The following is a 25,146-nucleotide window of genomic DNA, read 5'->3' as shown; positions in this document are numbered from 1 at the left end:
GTTTTGTGACCGTGACACGCGGCGTGATTTGGTCGGTGCGCAGATGGCAGCGAGCCTTGACCCTGCGCGCCCGCTGCGCCAAGGGCGGCGGCGATTGTTGCACCTGCGAAAGATGTGGACTCGTGGCCGATACGGCAGAAAAGAAACCACTCAGCTTTCAGGACATGATCCTGACGCTTCACGATTATTGGAGCGCGCGGGGCTGTGCGATCCTGCAGCCTTATGACATGCGGGTGGGCGCGGGGACGTTTCACCCGGCGACGACGCTGCGCAGCCTGGGGCCGGAGCCGTGGAATGTCGCCTATGTCCAGCCGAGCCGCCGCCCGACCGACGGCCGCTATGGCGAGAACCCGAACCGCCTTCAGCATTATTATCAATATCAGGTGATCCTGAAGCCGTCGCCCGCCGACCTGCAGGAGCAATATCTCGGCAGCCTGGCCGCGATCGGCATCGATCCGCTGCTCCACGATATCCGGTTCGTCGAGGATGACTGGGAATCGCCGACGCTCGGCGCATGGGGGCTGGGCTGGGAAGTCTGGTGCGACGGGATGGAAGTCACCCAGTTCACTTATTTTCAGCAGATGGGCGGTTTCGACTGCAAACCCGTCGCGGGCGAGCTGACCTATGGGCTCGAACGCCTCGCCATGTATATCCAGAATGTCGACAATGTGTACGACCTCAGGTTTTCCGACCCCGTCGGCGACGTGCCGGGCTTGAGCTATGGCGATGTCTTCCTCGAAAACGAGCGCCAATTCTCGAAATGGAATTTCGAGGTTGCCGACACCGATACGCTGTTCGCGGGGTTCAAGGCGGCCGAAGACGAATGCAAGCGCGCGATTGCGGCGAATGTGCCGCTTGCTGCGTACGACCAGGCGATCGAGGCGAGCCATTTGTTCAACCTCTTGCAAGCGCGCGGCGTGATCAGCGTGCAGGAACGCGCCAATTACATGGCGCGCGTCCGCGACCTCGCGAAGGGAAGCTGCAAGGCGTGGATCGACAGCCAGTCCGAACGCTGGACCGAAAAATATCCGGGGTGGGTGCTTTGACCGACTTTCTTCTCGAACTGCGCAGCGAGGAAATCCCCGCCCGGATGCAGGCGGGCGCGCGTGCCGAGCTGGAAAAGCTGTTCCGCGCGCAGATGGCAGCGGCGGGCATCGACGTCGGCGATCTGACCATCTGGTCGACCCCGCGCCGACTTGCGCTGATCGCAAAGGGGCTTCCGCAAGCGACCGCTGCGGTCAGCGAGGAGATCAAAGGGCCGCGCAGCAGCGCGCCGCCGCAGGCGCTTGAAGGCTTCCTCCGCAAGACCGGGCTGACGCAGGATCAACTGAAAGATCGCGATGGCGTTTACTTCGCCGTGATCGACAAGCCCGGCCGCGCGACGGCCGAGGTGCTCGCCGAGGCGATCCCCGCGATCGTCCGCGGCTTTGCCTGGCCCAAGTCGATGCGCTGGGGCCGCGAAAGTGCGAGCAGCGAAAGCCTGCGCTGGGTGCGCCCGCTGTCGGGGATCGTCGCGATCTTCGGCGACGAATTGGTGCCGTGCGAGATCGGTGGGATCGCCAGCGGCTTCGTGACGCGCGGCCACCGCTTTCATTGCCCCGGCGAAATCACCATCGGATCGGCGGCGGATTATGCCGAAAAGCTGCGCGCCTGCCACGTTATCGTCGACCATGAGGAGCGGCAGGCGATCATCCGCGATAGCGCCGCCAAAGCCGCGGCCGACGCCGGGCTGAGCCTTGTCGAGGACGAGGGGCTGGTGATCGAGAATGCGGGCCTCACCGAATGGCCGGTGCCCCTGCTCGGCCGCTTCGACGAAGCGTTCCTGGAGGTGCCGCCCGAGGTCATCCAGCTTACCGCGCGCGTGAACCAGAAATATTTCGTCGTGAACGGGACGGACGGCAAGCTCGCCAACGGCTTCGTCTGCACCGCGAATATCGACGCCAAGGACGGCGGCGCGGAGATCGTCGCGGGCAATCGCAAGGTGCTGGCGGCGCGGCTTTCGGATGCGCGCTTCTTCTGGGAACAGGATCAGAAGAAGACGCTCGCGCAGCACGCCGAGAAGCTCGCGAACATCACCTTCCACGAAAAGCTTGGCACGGTTGCCGACAAGGTCGAGCGCGTCGCCAAGCTGGCGCGCTGGCTGGTAGAAGAAGGCATCATTATGCCTTCGAGTGTTCCCGCGCAGGCGGGAATCCAGAGCGGAGATGGGCCCACAGCGGATGGACGCTCTGGACCCCCGCCTTCGCGGGGGAACATGGACGTGTCTCGCGAGGAATTGGCCGACCAGGCTGAACTTGCCGCGCGGCTCGCGAAGGCCGACCTCGTCACCGAAATGGTCGGCGAATTCCCTGAATTGCAGGGCCTGATGGGCGGCTATTACGCCCGCGCCGAAGGCTTGCCCGATGCGGTGGCCGACGCGATCCGCGACCATTACAAGCCGGTCGGGCAGGGCGACGATGTGCCGACCGCGCCGGTGACGGTGGCTGTGGCGTTGGCTGATAAGCTGGATACGATCATGGCGTTCTTCGGAATCGAAGAAGTCCCGACAGGATCTAGGGATCCCTTTGCGCTTCGCCGCGCCGCGCTTGGAATTATTCGTATCATACAGTCAAATGCGATCAGGCTTTCCTTGAGCGCAGTGACGTACAATGGAATGATTGTTCCAATTTTTCAGTCTTTTGCAGTACCAGAAGCAATTGATCGGGAGCACGTAAAGCGCGTGCTTGCTCCCGCGAAGAAGTTCCTTTCAGACGAAAGCGCTGCGAGCCAGTCCGTGCTGGAAGATAAATTTCTGGTCGAAGCTGAGCAATCGGCCGCGAGGTACGCCGTCGCTCAGGCATCCATTATAAAATTGCTCGACTTCTTCGCCGACCGCCTCAAGGTCCAGCAGCGCGAAGCCGGCGTCCGTCACGACCTGATCGACGCGGTGTTTGCGCTCGGCGGCGAGGATGATCTTGTTCGGCTGCTCGCGCGCGTGAAGGCGCTTCAGGCTTTCATGGCGACCGAAGATGGCGCCAATCTGCTTGCGGGCTACAAGCGCGCGGCGAATATATTGAAGCAAGCCGAAAAAGACGTCGTCCCCGCGCAGGCGGGGACCGCTGGCGGCACTGCTCCCACGATAACGGCCCCCGCCTTCGCGGGGGCGACGGATGTGGACAAGGCGCTGCTCGCCGCGCTCGACGCGGCCGAGCCCGCGGCGTCCGCCGCGGTCGCTGACGAACGCTTTACCGACGCCATGGCGGCGCTCGCCAGCCTGCGCGCGCCGATCGATGCCTTTTTCGACGGCGTGATGGTCAACGATCCCGACGAAGCGGTGCGCGCCTATCGGCTCGGCCTGCTGTCGCGCTTTACTGGCGCGGTGCATGGCGTTGCCGATTTCTCGAAGATCGAGGGCTGACGCGCCGGCTATCCGCCAGAGCTTATAACGAACGAAGTAAAACTGAATCGACCAACCGCGATTGCATACCTATCCAGCCGCGACCTCCTCGCCGGGGCAGCAGGAGTAAGACATGACGAAGATGGTGCATTTGTTCGGCGGCGCGGCCACGACGGCCGAGCGTTCGAAGGAATTGCTGGGCGGCAAGGGATCGAACCTTGCCGAAATGGCGTCGATCGGCCTGCCGGTCCCGCCGGGCTTTACGATCACCACCGACGTCTGCACCGCCTATTACGCCAATGGCGAAGCGTTTCCCGACGGCCTGACCGCGGACGTCGAAAGCGGCATCGCGCATATCGAGGGGATCACCGGCAAGCGGTTCGGCGACGCGGTGAACCCGCTGCTCGTTTCGGTCCGTTCGGGCGCGCGCGTGTCGATGCCGGGGATGATGGACACCGTCCTCAACCTCGGGCTCAACGATGCGACCGTTGCGGGGCTTTCCGAAGCCTCGGGCGACCCGCGTTTCGCGTGGGACAGCTATCGCCGCTTCATCCAGATGTATGCCGACGTCGTCATGGGCCTCGACCATGCCGAGTTCGAAGAAGCACTGGAAATCGCTAAGGAAGACAAGGGCTTTTTCCTCGATACGGAGATGTCGGCTGAAGACTGGCAGGCGCTCGTCAAGGAATATCAGGCGATCGTCGAGCGCGAGACCGGCGCACCCTTTCCGCAGGAACCGAAGGATCAGCTTTGGGGCGCGATCGGCGCCGTCTTCGCGAGCTGGGAAAGCGACCGTGCGAAAGTCTATCGCCGCCTGAACTCGATCCCCGGCGAATGGGGCACCGCGGTCAATGTGCAGGCGATGGTGTTCGGCAATATGGGCGACACTTCGGCGACCGGCGTTGCGTTCACGCGCGACCCCGCGACCGGCGAGCGTGCCTGGTACGGCGAATGGCTGATCAACGCGCAGGGCGAGGACGTCGTCGCCGGCATCCGCACCCCGCAATATCTGACGAAGATCGCGCGCGAAAAGGCGGGGGCCAAGCCGCTGTCGATGGAAGAGGCGATGCCCGAAACCTTCGGGGAATTGGGCCGCGTCTTCGACACGCTCGAAACCCATTACCGCGACATGCAGGATATCGAATTCACCGTCGAACGCGGGACGCTGTGGATGCTGCAGACGCGCAGCGGCAAGCGCACCGCCAAGGCGGCGCTGCGCATCGCGGTCGAAATGGCGGCCGAAGGGCTGATTTCCGAAGAGGAAGCGGTCGGCCGTGTCGATCCGGGCGCGCTCGACCAACTGCTCCACCCGACGCTCGATCCCAAGGCGCCGCGCGACGTGCTGACCAAGGGTCTGCCCGCCAGCCCCGGCGCCGCATCGGGCAAGATCATGTTCGACGCCGACAGCGCCGAAAAGGCGGCGGGCATGGGTGAGGCGGTGATCCTCGTCCGCGTCGAAACCAGCCCTGAGGATATTCACGGCATGCACGCCGCCAAGGGCATCCTGACCGCGCGTGGCGGGATGACGAGCCACGCGGCGGTGGTTGCGCGCGGCATGGGGCGCCCCTGCGTCTCGGGCGCCGGCGGGCTGGCGATCGACGGCAATGCGCGCGTGCTGCGCGTCGCCGGACGCGAGCTTCGCGAAGGCGATGTCATCACGCTCGACGGGTCGACCGGCGAAGTGATGGCGGGTGAGGTTCCGACGCTCCAGCCCGAACTGGTCGGCGATTTCGGCACGCTGATGGGCTGGGCCGACAAGGTGCGCCGCATGAAGGTGCGCACCAACGCCGAAACCCCCGCCGACGCGCAGGTCGCGCGCGATTTCGGTGCCGAGGGCATCGGGCTGTGCCGCACCGAGCATATGTTCTTCGACGCCGCGCGGATTACTGCGGTGCGCGAGATGATCCTGGCCGACAGCGAGGACGGCCGCCGCGCCGCGCTTGCCAAGCTGCTGCCCGAACAGCGCGGCGACTTTGCCGCGATCTTCGGTGTGATGGCGGGGCTGCCGGTCACGATCCGGCTGCTCGACCCGCCGCTACACGAATTCCTGCCGACGCGCGAGGAGGATTTTGCCGATGTCGCCGCCGCGGCAGGGGTGGGGGTTGAGGCGCTGAAGGCGCGGGCGAACGAACTCCATGAATTCAACCCGATGCTCGGCCACCGCGGTTGCCGCCTTGGCGTCACTTACCCCGAAATCTACGAGATGCAGGCGCGGGCGATCTTCGAGGCGGCGTGCGACGTCGCCGCCGAAACCGGCGCGGCGCCGATCCCCGAGGTGATGATCCCGCTGGTCGCGACGCGCCGCGAATTCGATCTGATGAAGGCGGTCGTCGACGCGCAGGCAAAGGCGGTGTTCGCCGAAAAGGGGCGCGAGATCGCCTATCTTGTCGGCACGATGATCGAACTGCCGCGCGCCGCGCTGATGGCGGGCGAAATCGCGGAAACGGCTGAATTCTTCAGCTTCGGCACCAACGACCTGACCCAGACGACGATCGGCATCAGCCGCGACGACGCCGGCCGCTTCCTGACGCAATATGTCGACAAGGGCATCTTCCTGACCGATCCGTTCGTCAGCCTTGACGTTGAAGGCGTCGGACAACTGATCGAGATCGCCGCCGAGCGCGGCCGTGGTGCCCGCGCCGGGATCAAGATGGGCATTTGCGGCGAGCATGGCGGTGATGCACCGAGCATCCACTTCTGCGAACAGACCGGGCTCGACTATGTCAGCGCCTCGCCCTACCGTGTGCCCATCGCACGTCTGGCAGCAGCACAGGCGGCGCTGAAGATAAAATAATACCGTCACCCCGGCGAAGGCCGGGGTCTCGCCGCCCCCTATCAACGCGGGGTTGAGATCCCGGCCTTCGCCGGGATGACGAAGTGGGTAGGGGGATGCGTCATGAAGAGCTGGCACCGCTATGCGATCACCCTGGTGGGCGGGATAGCGGTGGGGCTCGGCGGCGCCTGGGGTCTGACGCGAGGCGGGCTCGGCGATGGCGCGATCCGCAACGGCCCGTGGACGACGTCGCTCGGCTATGGGACGAAGGCGACCGATCCGCTGACGCGCGCGATGGTCGCGCGGTCGGGGCTGCTCGCGCTGCCGGCAAAGGAGACGCTCTACTGGATGGCGCGCACCGACGCCTCGGGCGCGCGGCTCGACGGCAATTGCCGCTACCGTCTGTCGGGAAAGCCGCTCGATGCGCGCTGGTGGAGCGTGACCGTCTATGACGCCAAAGGCTATCTGGTCGCCAATCCCGCGAATATCTGGTCGGTCAACGGCGCCGGTGTCCCGCTCGACGACAAGGGCGAATGGCACGTCACCATAGCGCCCGACCGGCCCGCCGATGGCGCCTGGCTTCCCGGGATCAAGGGACAGCCGTTCGACCTGACGCTGCGCATGTACAATCCGGGCGAGGGTGTTCGCGCCGCGCCATCGGCGGCCGCGCTGCCCGCGATCGTCAATGAGGGGTGCTGACATGCGCCGCTGGATCGGACCGCTCGCTTTCGGGCTGATCGCCGCGCTCGCGGTCGGCTATGCGGCCATCGCCGCCATCCCCTATGGAATGATGAAGATCGCGATGGACCGGCTTGGCCGCGGCGGTATCAATCAGATGTCGCAGGGGCCGCTCGCGACGCCCGCGCGCCAGCCTGTCGTGCGGCCAAGCCCCGATCTTGCCTATTCCAGCTGTCCGTTCGACCTTGCGGCGGGGCCGCTTGAAATTATGATCGTGCCGGTCCCGGGGCGCTATTCTTCGCTCAGCATCTTCGATGCCGCGACCGACGTCGCCTTCGTGCGCAATGACGTCGAAGCGGGCGGAAAACCCTATCGAATCATCGTCGCGCGCGAAGGGCAGGCGGTGCCGCCGGGCGCCGAAGCGGTGCGCGTCGGCCACGACCGCGGGATTGCGCTGATCCGTCTGCTGCTGAAGGATCCTGCGGAAATCGGGTCGCTCGACGCAATTCGTCGTCAGTCGACCTGCCGAACCGTCACAAAGTTGAAATAGGGGGTTGCACGCCCCGCCGACTGCTCCTAAAGGCACCGCTCCACGCACCCGTAGCTCAGCTGGATAGAGCATCAGACTACGAATCTGAGGGTCGGACGTTCGAATCGTTCCGGGTGCGCCATTCCCCTTCGACATCGAAATTCAGGATTCGCGGGCGCGACCGTGCATAGCTATGCCCTGTTGCATCGCTGCCGGGCCTGCGACATTCCGGACGCGATCCGGCCATGATGGACCGGCGAAGGAGAGTCATGAGCGAAGCCATCGTTACGGTCGATATCGGCGGCACGCACGCCCGTTTCGCGATCGCCGAGGTGGCGGCCGGCCGCGTTGTCTCGCTCGCGCCCGAAACGACGCTGCATACAAAGGATCACGCCAGCTTTCAGACCGCCTGGCAGGATTTCGAGCGGCGGCAGGGCGGTGCGCTCCCGCGCGCCGTCGCCATTGCGATCGCGGGGCCGACGCGCGGCGAGATCATTCGCTTCACCAACAATCCCTGGATCATTCGCCCGGCGCTGATCGGCGAGAAGCTGAATGTCGACCGCTATACGCTGGTCAATGATTTCGAGGCGGTCGGTTATGCGGTCGCGCAGGCCGAGGCGCAATATTTCGAGCGGCTGACAGGCCCGGACGAGCCGCTTCCCGCAATGGGAACGGTCAGCGTTATCGGCCCCGGGACCGGGCTTGGCGTCGCGCATGTATGGCGCGATGGGACCGACTATCGCGTCCAGGCGACCGAAGGCGGACATGTCGATTTCGCGCCGCTCGACAGCATCGAGGACGCCATCCTCGCGCGGCTGCGCAAACGCCATCGCCGCGTGTCGGTAGAGCGTATCGTATCCGGTCCCGGCATCGTCGATATTTATGAAACGCTGGCGAGCATGGAAGGACGCGCGATCACTCCGCTCGATGACCGCACGATATGGGCAGCGGCGCTGAGCGGCGAGGATGCGCTGGCGGCTGCGGCTGCGGATCGCTTCTGTCTGTCGCTCGGCAGCGTTGCAGGCGACCTTGCGCTTGCACAGGGCGCCAGCGGCGTCGTGATCGCGGGGGGGCTTGGCCTGCGTATCCGCGACCAGCTCGTCCGGTCGGGTTTCCCCGAGCGCTTCGTCGCCAAGGGGCGCTTCGAGAATTTCATGGCGGCGATCCCGGTCAAATTGATCACCCACCCGCAGCCCGGCCTTTTCGGCGCCGCTGCGGCATTCGCGCGCCAGCATCGCTGAAAAAATCCGCTGGCGCGAGGACGCAAAAGGCGGCAGCAAGGGGGCATGTCCGCGCGCCCCGTCCTCGGTATTATCGCCTGCAACCGCACCGTCGGGACAGAGGTCGCGCAAACGGTGATCAACCGCTATGCGACCGCTGCGATGCGCTATGCCGATTGCGCGGCGCTCATCATCCCGTCGCTTCCCGATCATATGCACGCGCGCGAGATTGTCGGACGGCTCGACGGCGTGCTGCTTACCGGAACGCCGTCGAATGTCGCGCCGGCGCTCTATGGCGATCCGGCGGAAGGCGAGGGGCCGTTCGACCCCGATCGCGACCGGATGATGATCGAGCTTGTCGAAGCGACGATCGCCGCACAGCGCCCGCTGTTCGGCATCTGCCGGGGTTTTCAGGAAATCAACGTGGCGTTGGGCGGAACGCTGCGCCGCGACACGTCGGCGAGCGACGAACTGCTGCACCATCACGCGCCCGACGATGCCGCTTTCGACGCGATGTTCGATCATCGGCACAAGGTCGATCTCGTCGAAGGGGGTCTGCTTGCGTCGGCCTATGCCGCGCCCTCGCTCGAGGTCAATTCGGTTCATTATCAGGGCATCGGCGCGCTCGCCGACAGCCTGGAGGTCGAAGCGCGTGCACCCGACGGACTGGTCGAAGCCTATAGCGCGCGGCCGAACGGAGCGCCGTTGCTCGCGGTGCAATGGCACCCCGAATGGGCGACCGACGGCAATGATCAGAGCCAGACCTATTTCCACCTTCTCGGCCGCGCGCTAAGAGGCGAACTATGAACCGCCGCGTCACCCGATATGATCGCTATCTCGCGCGGATCAGCTTCTCGCCCTGATTGAGCCCGAATCCCTCGTCTCCGCTCGTGTCGAGCGAAGTCGAGACACCTATCGTCGCAGCGCAAGGCAGAGAGGCATCTCGACTTCGCTCGATGCGAACGGACTTCTGGATCAGGATGATATTATGCCCCGTAATCACGACATCGCCGAACTGCGCCGCCTCGACGTCGCGCACCATCTTCCCGCGCAGGCCGACTGGGCCGAAATCGAAAAACTCGGCGGCAGCCGCATCATCACCCATGCCGAAGGCTGCACGATCGTCGACGGCGACGGCCACCGTATCCTCGATGGCATGGCGGGCCTCTGGTGCGTCAATGTCGGCTATGGCCGCGAGGAACTGGTCGAGGCCGCGGCGGCGCAGATGCGCGAGCTGCCTTTCTATAATACTTTCTTCAAGACCGCGACGCCGCCGACCGTGACGCTTGCGGCGAAGATCGCCGAGCTCACCGGCGGGCGCCTGCCGCACATCTTTTTCAACGCCTCGGGCAGCGAGGCGAACGACACGGTGTTCCGTATGGTGCGCCATTATTGGAAACTGAAGGGCGAGCCCAAACGGACCGTCTTCATCAGCCGCTGGAATGCCTATCACGGTTCGACCGTGGCGGGCGTATCGCTCGGCGGGATGAAGGCCATGCATGCGCAGGGCGACCTGCCTATTCCCGGCGTCGAACATGTCCGCCAGCCCTATTTCTACGGCGAAGGGCAGGGGATGACCGAGGAAGAATTCTGCGATGCCTGCGTGGCTGCGATCGAGGACAAGATCCTGGAAGTCGGTCCCGAAAATTGCGCCGCCTTCATCGGCGAGCCGGTTCAGGGCGCCGGTGGGGTCATCATCCCGCCCAAGGGCTATTGGCCGAAGGTCGAGGCGGTGGTGCGCAAATATGGCCTGCTGCTCGTGGCCGACGAAGTCATCTGCGGTTTCGGGCGCACCGGGAAGATGTGGGGGCATGAAACCATGGGTTTCACCCCCGACCTTATGCCGATGGCGAAGGGGCTTTCGTCGGGCTACCTTCCGATCTCGGCGACAGCGGTGGCGAGCCATGTCGTCGACGTGCTCAAGACCGGCGGCGATTTCGTCCACGGCTTTACCTATTCGGGCCATCCGGTCGCTGCGGCGGTCGCGCTCAAGAATATCGAGATCATCGAACGCGAAGGGCTGGTCGAACGCACCGGCAGCGTGACGGGACCGCATCTGGCGAAAGCGCTTGCGACGCTGGACGATCATCCGCTCGTCGGCGAAACGCGCTCGATCGGCTTGCTCGGCGCGGTCGAGATCGTCGCTGACAAGGAAACGCGCGCGCGGTTCGGCGGTGCCGAAGGGACCGCCGGTCCGATGGCGCGCGATGCGTGCATCGCGAACGGGCTGATGGTGCGCGGTATCCGCGATAGCCTCGTCATGTGCCCGCCGCTGGTCATAACCACCGAACAGATCGACGAGATGGTGGCGATCATCCGCAAATCGCTCGACGAGGTGATGCCGAAGCTGCGGGCGCTCTAGCGATTTCTTGCCATTCCCGTTCGTGCTGAGCTTGTCGAAGCACTGTTTTCTTCTTTAGACGTGAAGAGAAGAACGGTCCTTCGACACGCTCAGGACGAGCGGGTTGAGGGCATATGTCCAGTAAAAGGATCGACCTCCATGCCATCCGGCCTTTTTGCGCTGCTCGATGACGTTGCCACTATCGCCAAGGTTGCGGCGGCGAGCATAGACGACGTCGGCGCCGCGGCGTCGAAGGCCGGAGCCAAGGCCGCGGGGGTAGTGGTCGACGATACCGCGGTGACGCCGCGCTACGTCACCGGCTTCACGCCCGATCGCGAATTGCCGATCATCTGGCGGATCACCAAGGGATCGCTGTTCAACAAGCTGGTGCTGATCCTGCCGGCGCTGTTGCTGCTGTCGACGTTCCTGCCCTGGGCGATTACGCCGCTGTTGATGATGGGCGGCGCCTATCTCTGCTTCGAGGGTGCGGAAAAGGTCATCCACGCGCTGCAGAGAGACAAGACGAGCCTGGAGGAAGATGCCGAGATCGTCGCCGACCGCAATCATGAAGAAGTGATGGTGAAGGGCGCGGTGCGGACCGACTTCATCCTGTCGGCCGAAATCATGGTGATCGCGCTCAACGAAGTGCTGGACGAACATCTCGTGATGCGCGGCGCCACGCTTGCGCTGGTTGCGGTGCTGATTACCATCGCGGTCTATGGCGTGGTCGGGTTGATCGTGAAAATGGACGACATCGGTCTGCACATGGCCAAGCGCGGATCGGCGGCGCGGCAGGCGATCGGGCGGGGGCTGGTTAATTTCATGCCCAGTTTGCTGGCGGCGCTCGCGACGATCGGCACCGCAGCGATGCTGTGGGTCGGCGGGCAGATCGTGCTGCACGGCCTGCACGAATATCATATCGGCGGCATCGCCGAAGCGCTCGAATCGCTGGCTCATTCGGTCGCGGGCGGACTGCCGCTCGAAGGGCTTTGGACGTGGCTCATCAAGGCGACCGGCGACGGCATCTTCGGATTGCTGCTCGGTGGGCTGATCGTCGGAGTGCTGCACTTCGTGCCGGGCAAGAAATCGGCACATTAAACCACATCGTCATTGCGAGCGAACCGAAGCAATCCAGAGCGGTTTGCGCACGCGCTGGATTGCCGCGTCGCCTTCGGCTCCTCGCAATGACGGAGAAGTTTATCCCAGCAAAACCACAGGGCTGTCGGCGCGCCAGTGCATGCTGACCTTGTCGTCCCAGGTGAAATCCTCCTGGTCGTGGCGCGACAGATTGGGGCGCGACACGCGTAGCCGCGCGCCCGATTCGAGTTCGATATCGTAAAGGGTGATATCGCCGAGATAGCTCATGCCCTTGATCGTGCCGCGCGCAAAATTATGCCCCTCGGGGGCGTCCTGCGCCGCGGCGCGCACCGCTTTGCCTTCGCCCGGAACGTGCAGATAGATTTTCTCGGGTCGCAGCGCGACCCAGACGTCGGCGCCATGCGGGCCGGTCACGCCATGGTTCAGATAGACGCGCCCCAATCCGGGGCAATCGACAGCGGCGCGATCGGGTTCGTCGAGCGTCAGCTTGCCTTCGAAGATGTTCACCGAACCGACGAAATCGGCGACGAAGCGGTTGGCGGGATATTCGTACAGGTCCGAAGGCCCGGCGAGCTGCGCCACGTCGCCCTTGTTGATCACCGCGATGCGGCTCGCCATCGACAGCGCTTCGTCCTGGTCGTGCGTCACGGTGACGAAGGTGATGCCGACCTGGTCCTGCAGGTCGGCGAGCTCGAACTGCATCTGCGCGCGCAATTTGGCGTCGAGCGCCGACAGCGGTTCGTCGAGGAGCAGCACCTTCGGCCGCATGATGAGGCTACGCGCCAGCGCGACGCGCTGCCGCTGGCCGCCCGACATCTGGTCGGGCATCCGGTCTTCGAAGCCGCCGAGTTTTACCAGCTCGAGTGCTTCGGCAACGCGATCCTTGACCTCGCCGCCGCGCACGCCCGCGATCTTGAGGCCGTAGGCGACATTATCGGCGACGCTCATGTGCGGAAAGACGGCATAGCTCTGGAACACCATGTTCACCGGCCGCTTGTTCGGCGGGATACCGGCCATGTCCTGCCCGTCGATCAGGATATGGCCTTCGGTCGGCAATTCGAAGCCGGCGATCATGCGCAGCAGCGTCGTCTTGCCGCAGCCCGACGGGCCGAGCAGCACGAAGAACTCGCCCGCCATGATGTCGAGGCTGACGTTATCGACCGCGGTCACCTTGCCGAAGCGTTTGGAGACATTCTGGATCTGGATGATCGGCTTGGGCGCGTCGGTCATGGTCAATGGGTTTCCGCAATGGCTTTGACGCCCTGAAGTTTCAGCGCGACGGCGGTGAGCAGGATGGTGAGGAGGATGAGCAGCGTCGACGCCGCGTTGACTTCGGGCGTCACCGAGAAGCGGACCATCGAATAAACCTTCACCGGGAAGGTGATCGTGTCGGGGCCGCTGGTGAAATAGGTGATGACGAAATCGTCGAGGCTGAGCGTGAAGGACAACAGCGCGCCCGCGATCAGCGCCGGGCGCATGTGCGGGATCAGCACATCGCGGAACACCGCCCATTCGCCGGCGCCGAGGTCCTTTGCCGCTTCCTCCTGCTCGCGGTTGAAGGTCGCGAGGCGCGATCGCACCACCATCGTCACGAACGGAAAGCAGAAGGTGATGTGGGCAATGATGATCGCGCCGAGATTGAAGGGCCAGATCAGGTCGGTCGGCCATTCGAGCCATTTGGCGAAAAAGATCAGGAAGGCGACACCCATGCAGATTTCGGGAACGATGATCGGTAGCGAAATCGTTCCGTCGACCGCGCCCTTCAACGGGAAGCGGAAACGCCAGAGCATCACCGCCGCGACCGCGCCGAGGATCAGGCTGATAAGCGTCGCGAGCGCCGCGATGGTGAGCGAGTTGACGAGCGCCTCGACCAGCACGTCGTTGCCGAGGGCCTTGTCATAATATTTGAAGGTGAAGCCGCGCCAGACGACGTTGCGCTTGCTGTCGTTGAAGCTGAAGATCATCAGCACGACCAGCGGCGCGTAGAGAAAGACCATGACCGCGCCGACCCACAGCCGCATCCACAGGGTGCGGCTATATTCCAGCGGCGCGCGCGGGGTGCGGGAAAAGATCGCCATCAGCGCGCCTCCGGCACCTTGCGCCGCATCGATTGCAGCGCGATCAGGATGAACATCGCGTAGATGAGGATGAAGGAGAGCGCGGCGCCAAAGGGCCAGTCGTTCGCTTTCTTGAACTGGCGTTCGATCACGTTCGCGATCATCTGGCTGTCGGTCCCGCCCATCAGGTCCGGTGTGAGATAGGCGCCGAGCGCGGGGATCAGCGTGATCATTACGCCGGCGACGATGCCCGGCGCGGCCAGCGGCACGACGATGCGCATGATCGTGCGGAAATGCCCCGCGCCAAGGTCGAGGCTCGCCTCGATCAGGCTGCGGTCGAGCCGGTCAAGCGCCGCATAGAGCGGCAGCACCATGAAGGGTAGATGGACGTAAACCAGCCCGAAGACGACCGCGAAATTGTTGAAGAGCAGTTGCACCGGGTCCCACGTCGGAAGCGGCTGCATCCCGACGAGCGTCTTGAGCCAGCTCGCGCCGTCCCACAGCGCGCCGAGCCCCTTGTTGGCGAAGCCCTGGGTGCCGAGCAGCATCATCAGCGCATAGGTGCGGATCAGCAAATTGGTCCAGAAGGGCAGCATGATGCCAAGCAGCAGCCACGGCCGCCACTTCTCGCTCGCGAAGGTGATCGCCATCGCCACGGGAAAGCCCACGATCAGGCAAATGAGTGTGACGAGCGCCGCGACCGCGAAGCTTTTGCCGAAGATCGACAGATAGAGAAATTCGGTCGCGCGCTTGTAATTTTCGAGCGTTCCCGAAAATTCGATCTCGGTCAGGCCCCGGTTCTCGCCGAAGCTGTAGAACCAGACGATCGCCATCGGGATGACGAAGAACAGGAGGGTCCATAGCAGGGTCGGAACCGACACCGCCGCGAAGACCCGCTTGTTCGCTTTCCAGTCCTGCTCGGCCATCCCCCCGATGCCCCTTTCAGACCGTTACGACGCCCGCACCTTCGTAAAGGCTTCCTCGTAGAGCGGCTGAAGCTTTTCGTTGAACTTCGCATATTCGCACTTGGCGAGGACGTCCGCGGGCGGGAAGATGACCGGGTTGTTCTTGTAACTGTCGGGCATCAGCGCCTTCGCGGCGGCATTGGGGGTCGGGTAGAGGATCGTTTCGGTGATCTTCTTGTCGACCTCGGCATCGAGCATATAGTTGATGAAGGCGTGGGCGTTCTTCGGGTGCGGCGCGCCCTTCGGAATGCACAGCGTATCCGAATTGAGCTGGCTGCCTTCCTTCGGCACGACGAAATCGAGATCGGGATCCTCGGTCATCGCCTGTGCGATGTCGCCATTATATTCGAGCACGACATCGACGTCGCCCTTGAGCAGCAGATCCTGCCCGTCATCCTCGTGGAATTTCTTCACATAGGGCTTTTGCTTGATCATCATCGCCGAGATGGTCTGAATATCCTCCGGCGTCAGCGAATTGACCGATTTGCCGAGATATTTGCCATAGAGGCGGAACATGTCGCCGGCCTCCGACAGCCAGGCCATGCGGCCCTTATATTCGTCGCTGTCGAACAGGACCTTCCAGCTGTCGGGCGCGGTCTTCACCTTCGACTTGCGATAGCCGATACCCAGAACCAGCCAGGTGTAAGGCATCGAGAATTTGCGGCCCGGATCATAATCGACGTTCAGGAAGCTGGGGTCGATATTCTTCATGTTCGGGATCTGCGCATGATCGAGCGGCATCAGCATGTCGGCGCGCGCCATGCGTTCGACAAAGTCGTTCGACGGCACGATGACGTCATAGCCGGGATTGCCCGCCTTGAACTTCGCGAACAGCGTGTCGTTGCTGTCGAACAGGTCCATCGTGACATCGACGCCCGTCGACGCCTTGAAATCGTCGAGCGTCGTTTCGCCGATATAGGTGTCCCAGTTGTAGAAGTTGAGCTTGGCCTCTTCTCCGTTGGCAAGCTTCTTGTCGCTGCCCTTGCTGCACGCGGCGAGGCCGCCGAAGCTGATCCCGATTGCGGCGACGCCCATCGCCTGAAGCAGCGAGCGGCGATTGCGGCCCTGCGCGAGCAGTTCGTTCAAATCCATGGCTGGCCTCCCTGATTGTGACCGCAAGCTGACTCATTAATGTCGGCTTGAAAAGAGGCTTTTTTGCACCGCAACACGAATCCGTGACATTTTCGTGCGTCGTGGCCCAGGCAGGTCGCTATGCGTTGCGCAGATACCAGTCGTAGTCGATCGTCGGCACCGTCCCGAAATAGCGATCCTGTTCGACCCGCTTCACGATGCTGAACATGTCGACGAAGCGGTCGCCGAGATAATCGCGCATCAGCGCCGAGGCGTGGAAGCGGTCGACCGCCGCGAACCAGTTCGACGGCGGCTTGTCGTCGCCCGAGGCGTCGCGATCATAGCCGTTGCCGACGACCGCCGGACCCGGGTCGGTCCGGCTTGTCATTCCGTGATGCATGCCGGCGAGCACGGCGGCTACCGCGAGATAGGGATTGGCATCGGCGCCGCAAGCGCGATGCTCGACATGCCGGCTTGGCGGCGGCCCGGCCGGGATGCGGAAGGACACGGTGCGATTGTTGACCCCCCACGTCGGCGCTACGGGGGCGTAGCTGTTCGCCTTGAACCGGCGATAGCTGTTGGCGTGCGGGGCAAAGAGCGCAAAGCCGTCGCCGACGCTGCCGATCATGCCGCCGATCGCGTGGCGCAGCGCATCGGTGCCCTCGGGATCGTCGCTCGCAAAGATATTGCCGCCCGCGCCATCGTTGACCGAGACGTGGATGTGCATCCCGCTCCCCGCCTGTTCGGCGAAAGGCTTGGCCATGAAGGTCGCTTCGAGCCCATGTTGCTGCGCGATCGCCTTGACCAGCCGCTTGTAGATGATGGCGTCGTCGCAGGCGCGCAGCGCGTCCGGCTTGTGGCGCAGCGTCAGCTCGAACTGGCCCGGTGCAAATTCGCTGATCGCGCTTTCGAGCGGCAGGCCCTGCACGTCGGTCGCCGCATAGAGGGCGTCGAAGAAGGGACGAAAGTCGTCGAGTTCACGCAGGCCATAGACTTCGACATTGCGCGGCGTGTCGCGGCTGTAGCCGGGGCGGGCGGGGCGCACCGACCCGTCGCGCGCGCGGCGCGGGTCGAGCAGGTAGAATTCCAGCTCGACTGCAAGCACCGGGGTCAGGCCGTCGGCGGTGTAGCGGTCGATCACGCGGCCGAGCACATGGCGGGGATCGAGGTCGTGCGGCGTGCCGTCGAGTTCATAGAAATCGACGAGGAACTGCGCGGCCTGATCGCCGCCCCACGGCGTGCGGACGAGGGTGCCGGGGATCGGCTTCATCGATCGGTCAGCGTCGCCATCTTCCCAGACCAAGCCCGTTTCGACGGTGTCCTGCCCAGTGATGTCGACGACGGTGATCGAGCCGGGGAACATGCGTCCGCTTTCATAGACAGCAAGCACCTCATGTTGGCGCAGCCGCTTGCCGCGCGGGACGCCGCCCATGTCGGTATAGATCATCTCGATCGAATCGACGTCGGGATTGGCCCGGAAGAATTCCTCGGCCTCCGACCGCGGCGCGATCACGCCCGACGACTTCGCCATTGCCCCACTACTCCTTCAGCGCCTTGATGCAGTCGGCGAAGCCGCCGACCAGCCGGTCGATCTGGTCGTCGCCGGTCACCGGGCTCACCAACATCATATTGTGAAATGGCGCCAGCAAAATTCCCCGGTTGGCGAGGAAAATGTGGATCGCGGCCTCCAGCGCGGGGTGCATCGCCGCCTTCGCCTCGCCGCCGCTGCGGGGCGGGACGGGACAGGTCAGAAACTCGACGCGGGCGCCGACCTGCGTGACGTGCCAGTCGAGCGACGCAGCGGCGATTTCGCGCTCCAGCCCCGTGACCAGCCGCGCGGCGCCGCGCAGCATGGCGTCATAGGCGGTGGGGGTGATGACCTCGCCGAGCATGACGTCCATCGCAGTGATCGCAAGCGCGTTGGCGGAGAGCGTCGTGCCGATGCCGCTATGCCCCGGCGGGCGCCTCCTGTTGAGCGCCGCCATGCGCTCCGCGACCGCGGCGCTGAAACCATAAACGGCGCACGGCACGCCGCCGCCGATCGACTTTCCGACGACCATCAGATCCGCCATCGGACCGTGGGTGCGGGCATGGCCCCCATAGCCCGACGAGATGCTGTGCGTTTCGTCGAAAACCAGCAGCGTGCCCGTCTCGTCGCACAGGCTGCGCAGCGTTTGGAGAAAGCCCGGTGCGTCCTGCACCATGCCGACATTGGTCATGACGGGTTCGGCGAGGACGCAGGCGATATCGCCGCCGCGCAGCGCGGCGGCAAGCGTGCCTGCGTCGTTGAATTCGATCACCGTCGTCGTGCCGCGAAGATCGTGGATCTGGCCGATCAGGCTGGCGCGCATCACCGGCGCGCCGTCTTTCAGATCGACGAACGCATCGTCGACCGCGCCATGATAGGCGCCGTTGAAGGTCAGGATTTTCGGCCGCCCGCTGATCCCGCGGCACCAGCGGATGACGGCGCGATTGGCTTCGCTCGCCGTGGTCGTCACCTGCCATTGCGGAAAGCCGAACATGGCCGACAGCTTCGCCGACAGCGCGGCACCGCGGGCGGTGGGCAGCATATAGCTCAGTCCTTCGGCCGCCTGCCGTGCGAGCGCGGCGGCGAGGGCGGGCGGCGAATGGCCGAACAGGCTGGCCGTGTCGCCAAGGCAGAAATCGTCATAGGTCCGCCCGTCGATACTCGTCAGCGTCGCGTCCTTGGCCGACGCGGCGACGATCGGCACCGGGCTGGGCCAATCTTTCATCCAGTGGAAGGGCACCGACTGGAACCAGCCGGTCGCCGCGGCCTGATGCGCGAAAGCGTGCGGGTTGTCGGCGCGGAAGCGTTCGGCCTCGCGCGCGGCGACGCGGGCGATGGCGGCGTCGGCGATCATCCCAGCCTGTCTTTCAGTGCGTAATAGAGAAGGCCGAGCGTCGCGAGCGGGCGGTGCAGCCATTTGCCGCCGGGGAAGGGGCGCGAGGGCAGGCTCGCGAGCACGTCGAAGCGTTCGGCGGTCCCCGCCAGCGCCTCGGCGATCAATTCGCCGGCGGTCGTCGTGATCAGCGCGCCATGCCCCGAAAATCCATGCGCGAAAAAGACGTTCCCGCGCCGCCCGATATGCGGCAACCGGTTCATCGTCACCGCGACCGCACCGCCCCAGCCATAGTCGATTTCGGCATTGGCGATCTGCGGAAAAACTTCCGCCATGAACGGACGCACGAACGCGGCGATGTCGCGCGGCGGCGTCTGCGAATAACGCTCGCCGCCGCCGAAGATCAGGCGCTTGTCGGCCGACAGGCGAAAATAGTTGAGCACGAAACGGCTGTCGGCGACCGCGGCGTCGGTCGGAAGCAGTGCATCGGCATTCGCGAGCGGCGCCGTCGCGATATTATAGTTCATGATCGGTACCGTGTAGCGCCCGAGGTCGGGCTCGACCTCGCCGATCCAGCTATCGGTGGCGTCGATGACGTAGCGTGCCTCTATCGTCGACCGGTCGAGAAACAGTTCGCCGCCGTTGCCGTCGAGAATCCAGTTTGCACGCTTTCCCTGAAGTATCCGGACGCCGGCCGCTTCGGCGGCTTTCGCCAAACCGATCGCGTAATTGAGTGGATGGAAATGCCCGCCCTGCGGATCGTAGACACCGCCATGATAGAGCGGGCTTGCTATATGGGCGTCCATGTCGGCCTTGGCGACCACATCGGTTTCATAGCTGTGGCGTTGGCCCAGATAGTCGGCTTCGCGCCGCATCGCATCGAAATCTTTCGGTGTCCACGCGGCCTCGAGATGCCCTGCCTTGAGATCGCAGTCGATGCCATGTGTCGCGATCCGGTGCTTTACGCGATTGTCGCGCCAGCAAAGATCGAACAAGGCATCGGCGCGTTCGCGGCCGAATTCGGCTTCGAGTTCGGACGCCGACCAGCGAAGACCGGGGATCAACTGCCCGCCATTGCGTCCCGATGCGCCGAAGCCGACCCGTTCCGCTTCGACGAGAATGACCGAAAAGCCTCTCTCGGCGCAGGCAAGGGCGGCCGACAAGCCGGTAAAGCCACCGCCGATTACGGCAACGTCGCAGGCGTATGCGCCCTCGATGTCCGCATCCACGAGCCAATCGTGCGCGGTCGCCGAATAATAGCTGTGGCTCAGCGGGTCGGTCATGGCGTCGCGCGCGTCAAACGCGCATCAGCAGATGTTCGCGCTCCCAGCTCGACACCACCGACTGATAGTTGAACAGCTCATAATCCTTCACGGCGTAGAAGATTTCGAAAAAATCGTCGCCGAGCAGGTTGCGGACCTTCTTGCAGGAGCTGAACCGGTCGAGCGCGGCTTCCAGCGTGCGCGGCAGGGTGCGGGCGCGGTTATAGGCGCTGCCGGTGATCGGCTTGGGCGGTACCATGCGATCGACCATGCCGATATAGCCGCAGACGAGCGAGGCCGCGATCGCCAGATAGGGATTGCTGTCGGCGCCGGGCAGGCGGTTTTCGACGCGGCGGTTGTTCTTGTCCGACACCGGAATGCGAAAGCCGCACGACCGGTTGTCGACGCCCCACTGGACGTTGATCGGCGCCGCGCTGTCGGGACGCATCCGGCGAAAGCTGTTCACATTGGGCGCCCACATGGGCGAGATTTGCGGCATGAAGCGGATCAGTCCCGCGACATAGGATCGAAAGGCCGCGCTGTCGCGGCCATTGGCGGTCGCGAACAGGTTGCGCCCCGTCTCGGCATCGACGACCGATTGGTGAATGTGCATCGCGCTTCCCGGCTGACCCGCCATCGGGTTCGCCATGAAGGTCGCATAGACGCTGTGCTGTTTCGCGACGTTGCGGACGACGCGCTTGAAGAGAAACACCTCGTCGGCGAGCCGCAGCGGATCGCCGTGCATGAAATTCACCTCGAGCTGCGCGGCGCCCATTTCGTGGATCATCGTGTCGATATCGAGCCCCATCAGCTCGCAATCGTCATAGATATGATCGATGATATCCTCATATTCGTTCATGGCTTCAAGGCCATAGGGCTGGCTCGCGGTTTCCGCCCGGCCCGACTGGCCGGTCGGCGGCGTCAACGGAAAGTCGGGGTCGGTGTTCTGCGAGACGAGATAGAATTCGACCTCGGGTGCGATGATCGGTTTCCATCCCTTGTCCTGGTAAAGGCCCAGCACCTTTTTCAGGATCGTTCGCGGCGCGATATCGACCTCGGTGCCGTCGCCATTATAGGCATCGGCAATGACGAAGGCCGTCGGCGAGGTGAAGCCCGGCGCGACGCAGATGGTATCGGGGTCGGCAAGCAGGATCTTGTCGGGATCCTTGTCCCAGATATCGTCGATATCCTCGGGATAATGGCCGTCGATCGTGCAGATGAAGACGCTGCCGGGGATGCGCAGCGACTTGTCCTTGACCGAAGCGAGGAATTTCTTGGCGGGCAGAACCTTGCCGCGCTGGACCCCGTTGATGTCGGGAACGATACATTCGACTTCGTCGATATTATGGTCGCTGATCCATTGTTCCAGATTGACTGACATGCGCCCCCGATTGGGCCGAGGAGCCGGCCCGTTTGTGGAACATGCAGCGTATAGCGAAGTTGAACGGAGCGCCAGAGGGGCCGTTATCGGTCATTTCTCGATGGAATATTTCAGGAGGCAGAGTGTCGCGAACCGGCCGATTGCGGACATTGCAAGCGGACCTATAACTCACAGCATGAGGCGACGAATCGTGTTGGCTGTAATACTCGCAGGTATGCTCGGCATTTGGGCTGGTTGGGTAGCGCGAAGTTATCTCGTCATTGATAGTTGTCTTGATGGCGGCGGCCGCTGGGCAGAGCGAGGTGACCGATGTGAGGGTATCCCGGTCCAAAGCAGGATGAGCCGTTAACGACCGTAGGTAGACACTCATGCTTCCCCAGCCCGTTCGCATCGAGCGAAGTCGAGATGCCTCTCCGGCCATGCGTCGCGTCGATGGGTGTCTCGACTTCGCTCGACACGAACGGGAAGAGAGATTTGTCGGCTAGCCACCGCAGCCCGACATTTACAGCATCGTCATCCTGAACTCGCTTCAGGATCCATGGCGCGCCATTTCCTCAAGCGCCGCGCCGGACGAAAGTCCCGTCCATGGATGCTGAAACAAGTTCAGCATGACGAGAATTGAAAGGCTGGAATCCACCCCAAAGTCACTATCCCGCCCCCGATTTTTCGCTGTCCTACTTTGTTTGGACGCGATAGCGTCGCACGACACCTGGCGCGTCGGTTGTGCCAACGCCAGAGATGGAGAACGGACAAGGCTGACCTTCGGTGAACTTTGGGGCTGACAAAATAATGGCCGCTTGCCGCCCTCGGCAGAGCTGGGAGATGATCGATGCAGGGTGACAACGACCAGCTGGCAAGCTTCTGGATGCCCTTCACCGCGAACCGTTCCTACAAGGCCCATCCGCGCCAGCTCGTCGCGGCGAGCGGGATGTATTATCAGTCGGGCGACGGACGCCGGATCCTCGACGGCACCTCGGGCCTGTGGTGCAGCAATGCCGGCCACTGCCGCCCTGAAATCGCCGAAGCCATCGCCAAGGCGGCGACAACGCTCGATTTCGCGCCGACCTTTCAGCTTGGCCATCCGCTGCCCTTCGAGCTGGCGCAGCGTCTCGCGGCGCTGATGCCCGAAGGGCTCGACCGGATATTCTTTACCAACAGCGGGTCCGAATCGGTCGATACCGCGCTCAAAATCGCGCTCGCGGTGCAGCGCGCGAAGGGGCAGGGGACGCGCACCCGGCTGATCGGGCGCGAGCGCGGCTATCATGGCGTCGGTTTCGGCGGAATCAGCGTCGGCGGGATCGTCAGCAATCGCCGCACATGGCCGGGGCTGCCCGGAACCGATCATCTGCGGCACACGCACGATCTGGCCCGCAATGCCTTCGCGCGCGGTTTCCCGGCGCACGGCGCCGAACTGGCCGACGACCTCCAGCGGCTCGTCGATCTGCATGGCGCCGAAACGATCGCGGCGGTGATTGTCGAGCCGATGGCGGGCTCGACCGGCGTGCTGATCCCGCCGGCCGGTTATCTCCAGCGGCTGCGCGAGATTTGCGACCGACACGGCATCATCCTGATCTTCGACGAGGTGATTACAGCATTCGGCCGCGTCGGCGCGGCGACCGCTGCCGAGGCCTGGGGGGTGACCCCCGACATCATCACCATGGCGAAAGGGCTGACCAACGCGGCGGTGCCGATGGGCGCGGTCGCCGTGAAGCGCGACCTCCACGACGCCGTGATCGAAAGCGTGCCGGGCGGGATCGAGCTGTTCCACGGTTATACCTATTCGGGCCACCCGCTCGCGAGCGCGGCGGGGCTGGCGACGCTCGATATTTATGCGCGCGAAGCGCTGTTCGACCGGGCGAACGAACTCGCCGGCTATTGGGAGGATGCGGCGCACAGCCTGAAGGGGCGGCGCCACATCATCGATATCCGCACGATCGGGCTTGTCGCCGGCATCGAACTCGAACCACGACCTGGCGCTCGGACGGCGCGGGCGATGGAGTTGTTCCATGCTGCCTTCGACAGCGGCCTGCTGGTGCGCGCAACGGGCGACATCATCGCGCTGTCGCCGCCGCTGATCGTCGAAAAGGCAGAGATAGACGCGATGTTCGGCAAGCTTGCCGAGCTTCTGGACCGCATCGATTGACCGCTCCGCTCGGGTGGGCGTACAAAAAAGGGGCCGCATATGCGGCCCCTTTCTGCAAGCGGTTCTGAACCGGGACAGGTTCCCGGTACCGCCTCAGCGCTTGTCGACGGGGACGTAGGCGCGCTGCGTCGGGCCGGTGTAGAGCTGGCGCGGGCGGCCGATCTTCTGCGCGGGGTCCGAGATCATCTCGTTCCACTGCGCGACCCAGCCGACGGTACGGGCGAGCGCGAAGAGCGCGGTGAACATCGTGGTCGGGAAGCCGATCGCCGACAGGATGACGCCCGAATAGAAATCGACATTTGGGAAGAGCTTCTTTTCGACGAAATAATCGTCGTTGAGGGCCATTTCCTCAAGCTGCAGCGCGACGTCGAAGACCGGGTCGTTTACCTTGAGCGCGGCGAACACCTCGCGCACGGTCTTCTGCATCACCGTCGCGCGCGGGTCGTAATTCTTGTAGACGCGGTGGCCGAAACCCATCAGGCGGAACGGATCATCCTTGTCCTTCGCGCGCGCGATATATTCGGGGATGCGTTCGGGACGGCCGATTTCGCGCAGCATGTTGAGCGCGGCTTCGTTGGCCCCACCATGCGCCGGACCCCAAAGACAGGCAATGCCCGCCGCGATGCACGCGAAGGGATTGGCGCCCGACGAACCCGCAAGGCGAACGGTCGAGGTCGACGCATTCTGCTCATGGTCGGCATGCAGGATGAAGATGCGGTCGAGCGCGCGGACGACCGCCGGATCGACCTCATATTCCTCGGCCGGAACGCCGAAGGTCATGCGCAGGAAGTTGTGCGTGTAGCTGAGGTCGTTCTGCGGATAGATGAAGGGCTGACCCACCGAATATTTATACGCCATCGCCGCGATCGTCGGCATCTTGGCGATCAGGCGGTGGCTCGCGATCATGCGCTGGTGCGGATCGTGAATCTCGGTCGAATCATGATAGAAGGCCGACAGCGCGCCGACGACGCCGCACATGATCGCCATCGGGTGCGCGTCCCGGCGGAAGCCGCGATAGAAGGTCGCAAGCTGTTCGTGCAGCATCGTGTGGCGCGTGATCGTGGTATCGAACTTCGCCAGCTCGTCGCCGTTCGGCAATTCGCCGTTCAGGAGCAGATAGGCGACCTCCATGAAGGTCGAATGCTCGGCAAGATCGCCGATGGCATAACCGCGGTGGAGCAGGACGCCTTCGTCGCCGTCGATATAGGTCAGCTTCGACTCGCAGCTCGCGGTCGAGGTGAAGCCCGGATCATAGGTGAAGGCGCCGGTCTGGCCGTAGAATTTGCGGATGTCGACGACGTCGGGGCCGACGGTGCCCTTCAGCACCGGACTCTCGACAGTCTTGTCGCCCAGGGTGATTTTCGCGGTCTGGTCGGTCATATTTTTTCCCC

At 63.9% G+C, this 25,146-nt stretch carries 19 protein-coding genes and 1 tRNA gene; 11 read left to right on the top strand and 9 right to left on the bottom strand.

What is annotated here, in order from left to right; genetic code table 11:
* Positions 1-164 precede the first annotated feature (164 nt).
* The 10 genes from ATE59_RS15995 (at position 165) to ATE59_RS15950 (ending at position 12,015) form a co-directional block, all read left to right on the top strand.
* Positions 165-1,046 (top strand): glycine--tRNA ligase subunit alpha, encoded by an 882-nt coding sequence (locus ATE59_RS15995; RefSeq protein ID WP_231292896.1) that lies wholly within the window; start codon positions 165-167, stop codon positions 1,044-1,046.
* Positions 1,043-3,397 carry a glycine--tRNA ligase subunit beta gene (glyS, locus tag ATE59_RS15990; protein WP_058813288.1) on the top strand — a complete coding sequence of 785 codons (2,355 nt, stop codon included), beginning with the start codon at positions 1,043-1,045 and terminating at the stop codon, positions 3,395-3,397. The genes ATE59_RS15995 and glyS overlap by 4 nt, the downstream gene beginning before the upstream one ends.
* Positions 3,398-3,509: 112 nt before the next feature.
* Positions 3,510-6,170 (top strand): pyruvate, phosphate dikinase, encoded by a 2,661-nt coding sequence (gene ppdK, locus ATE59_RS15985; protein ID WP_058813287.1) that lies wholly within the window; start codon positions 3,510-3,512, stop codon positions 6,168-6,170.
* Positions 6,171-6,272: 102 nt separating this feature from the next.
* Positions 6,273-6,848 carry a DUF1214 domain-containing protein gene (locus ATE59_RS15980; protein ID WP_058813286.1) on the top strand — a complete coding sequence of 192 codons (576 nt, stop codon included), beginning with the start codon at positions 6,273-6,275 and terminating at the stop codon, positions 6,846-6,848.
* Position 6,849: 1 nt separating this feature from the next.
* The gene (locus tag ATE59_RS15975; RefSeq protein WP_058813285.1) at positions 6,850-7,377 is read left to right on the top strand and encodes a DUF1254 domain-containing protein; all 528 of its coding nucleotides are present in this window, start codon (positions 6,850-6,852) and stop codon (positions 7,375-7,377) included.
* A 44-nt stretch (positions 7,378-7,421) separates the two neighbouring features.
* Positions 7,422-7,498: transfer RNA gene (locus ATE59_RS15970), tRNA-Arg, on the top strand.
* Positions 7,499-7,625: 127 nt separating this feature from the next.
* Entirely contained in the window at positions 7,626-8,597 is a 972-nt protein-coding gene (gene glk, locus ATE59_RS15965; protein WP_058813284.1) for a glucokinase, read from the top strand.
* 45 nt (positions 8,598-8,642) lie between these two features.
* Positions 8,643-9,383: a gamma-glutamyl-gamma-aminobutyrate hydrolase family protein gene (locus tag ATE59_RS15960; RefSeq protein WP_058813283.1), complete on the top strand. Its 741-nt coding sequence runs from the start codon at positions 8,643-8,645 to the stop codon at positions 9,381-9,383.
* Between the two features lie 181 nt (positions 9,384-9,564).
* Positions 9,565-10,938, top strand: coding sequence for an aspartate aminotransferase family protein (locus ATE59_RS15955; protein ID WP_058813282.1), 1,374 nt, complete (start codon positions 9,565-9,567; stop codon positions 10,936-10,938).
* Positions 10,939-11,076: 138 nt separating this feature from the next.
* A complete protein-coding gene (locus ATE59_RS15950) occupies positions 11,077-12,015 on the top strand; it encodes a DUF808 domain-containing protein (RefSeq protein WP_058813281.1) in 939 nt (312 codons plus the stop codon).
* Positions 12,016-12,114: 99 nt separating this feature from the next.
* On the opposite strand, the gene ATE59_RS15945 is transcribed toward ATE59_RS15950, so the two are convergent.
* The 8 genes from ATE59_RS15945 to ATE59_RS15910 form a co-directional block, all read right to left on the bottom strand.
* A complete protein-coding gene (locus ATE59_RS15945; RefSeq protein ID WP_058813280.1) occupies positions 12,115-13,245 on the bottom strand; it encodes an ABC transporter ATP-binding protein in 1,131 nt (376 codons plus the stop codon).
* A gap of 2 nt (positions 13,246-13,247) precedes the next feature.
* Complete coding sequence (locus ATE59_RS15940) at positions 13,248-14,093, bottom strand: ABC transporter permease (RefSeq protein ID WP_058813279.1); 846 nt, start codon at positions 14,091-14,093, stop codon at positions 13,248-13,250.
* Positions 14,093-14,998, bottom strand: a complete 906-nt coding sequence (locus ATE59_RS15935) for an ABC transporter permease (protein WP_058813278.1) — start codon at positions 14,996-14,998, stop codon at positions 14,093-14,095. The genes ATE59_RS15940 and ATE59_RS15935 overlap by 1 nt, the downstream gene beginning before the upstream one ends.
* A gap of 24 nt (positions 14,999-15,022) precedes the next feature.
* Complete coding sequence (locus ATE59_RS15930) at positions 15,023-16,129, bottom strand: ABC transporter substrate-binding protein (protein WP_003044614.1); 1,107 nt, start codon at positions 16,127-16,129, stop codon at positions 15,023-15,025.
* A 118-nt stretch (positions 16,130-16,247) separates the two neighbouring features.
* Positions 16,248-17,639, bottom strand: a complete 1,392-nt coding sequence (locus tag ATE59_RS15925; protein ID WP_058813277.1) for a glutamine synthetase family protein — start codon at positions 17,637-17,639, stop codon at positions 16,248-16,250.
* 7 nt (positions 17,640-17,646) lie between these two features.
* The gene (locus tag ATE59_RS15920; RefSeq protein WP_058813276.1) at positions 17,647-18,990 is read right to left on the bottom strand and encodes a transaminase; all 1,344 of its coding nucleotides are present in this window, start codon (positions 18,988-18,990) and stop codon (positions 17,647-17,649) included.
* Positions 18,987-20,252, bottom strand: coding sequence for an NAD(P)/FAD-dependent oxidoreductase (locus ATE59_RS15915; RefSeq protein ID WP_058813275.1), 1,266 nt, complete (start codon positions 20,250-20,252; stop codon positions 18,987-18,989). Before ATE59_RS15915 ends, ATE59_RS15920 begins: the two co-directional genes overlap by 4 nt.
* A 13-nt stretch (positions 20,253-20,265) precedes the next feature.
* The gene (locus ATE59_RS15910; protein ID WP_058813274.1) at positions 20,266-21,612 is read right to left on the bottom strand and encodes a glutamine synthetase family protein; all 1,347 of its coding nucleotides are present in this window, start codon (positions 21,610-21,612) and stop codon (positions 20,266-20,268) included.
* A gap of 829 nt (positions 21,613-22,441) precedes the next feature.
* On the opposite strand from ATE59_RS15910, the gene ATE59_RS15905 reads away from it, so the two are divergent.
* The gene (locus ATE59_RS15905) at positions 22,442-23,755 is read left to right on the top strand and encodes an aspartate aminotransferase family protein (protein ID WP_058813273.1); all 1,314 of its coding nucleotides are present in this window, start codon (positions 22,442-22,444) and stop codon (positions 23,753-23,755) included.
* A gap of 93 nt (positions 23,756-23,848) precedes the next feature.
* On the opposite strand, the gene ATE59_RS15900 is transcribed toward ATE59_RS15905, so the two are convergent.
* Positions 23,849-25,135: a citrate synthase gene (locus ATE59_RS15900; RefSeq protein WP_058813272.1), complete on the bottom strand. Its 1,287-nt coding sequence runs from the start codon at positions 25,133-25,135 to the stop codon at positions 23,849-23,851.
* Positions 25,136-25,146: the final 11 nt, after the last annotated feature.

This window comes from Sphingopyxis sp. A083 (assembly GCF_001468495.1).
GTDB lineage: Bacteria > Pseudomonadota > Alphaproteobacteria > Sphingomonadales > Sphingomonadaceae > Sphingopyxis > Sphingopyxis terrae.
The sequence above is the reverse complement of the archived record's forward strand: the minus strand, read 5'-3'. Positions and strand labels throughout refer to the sequence as shown.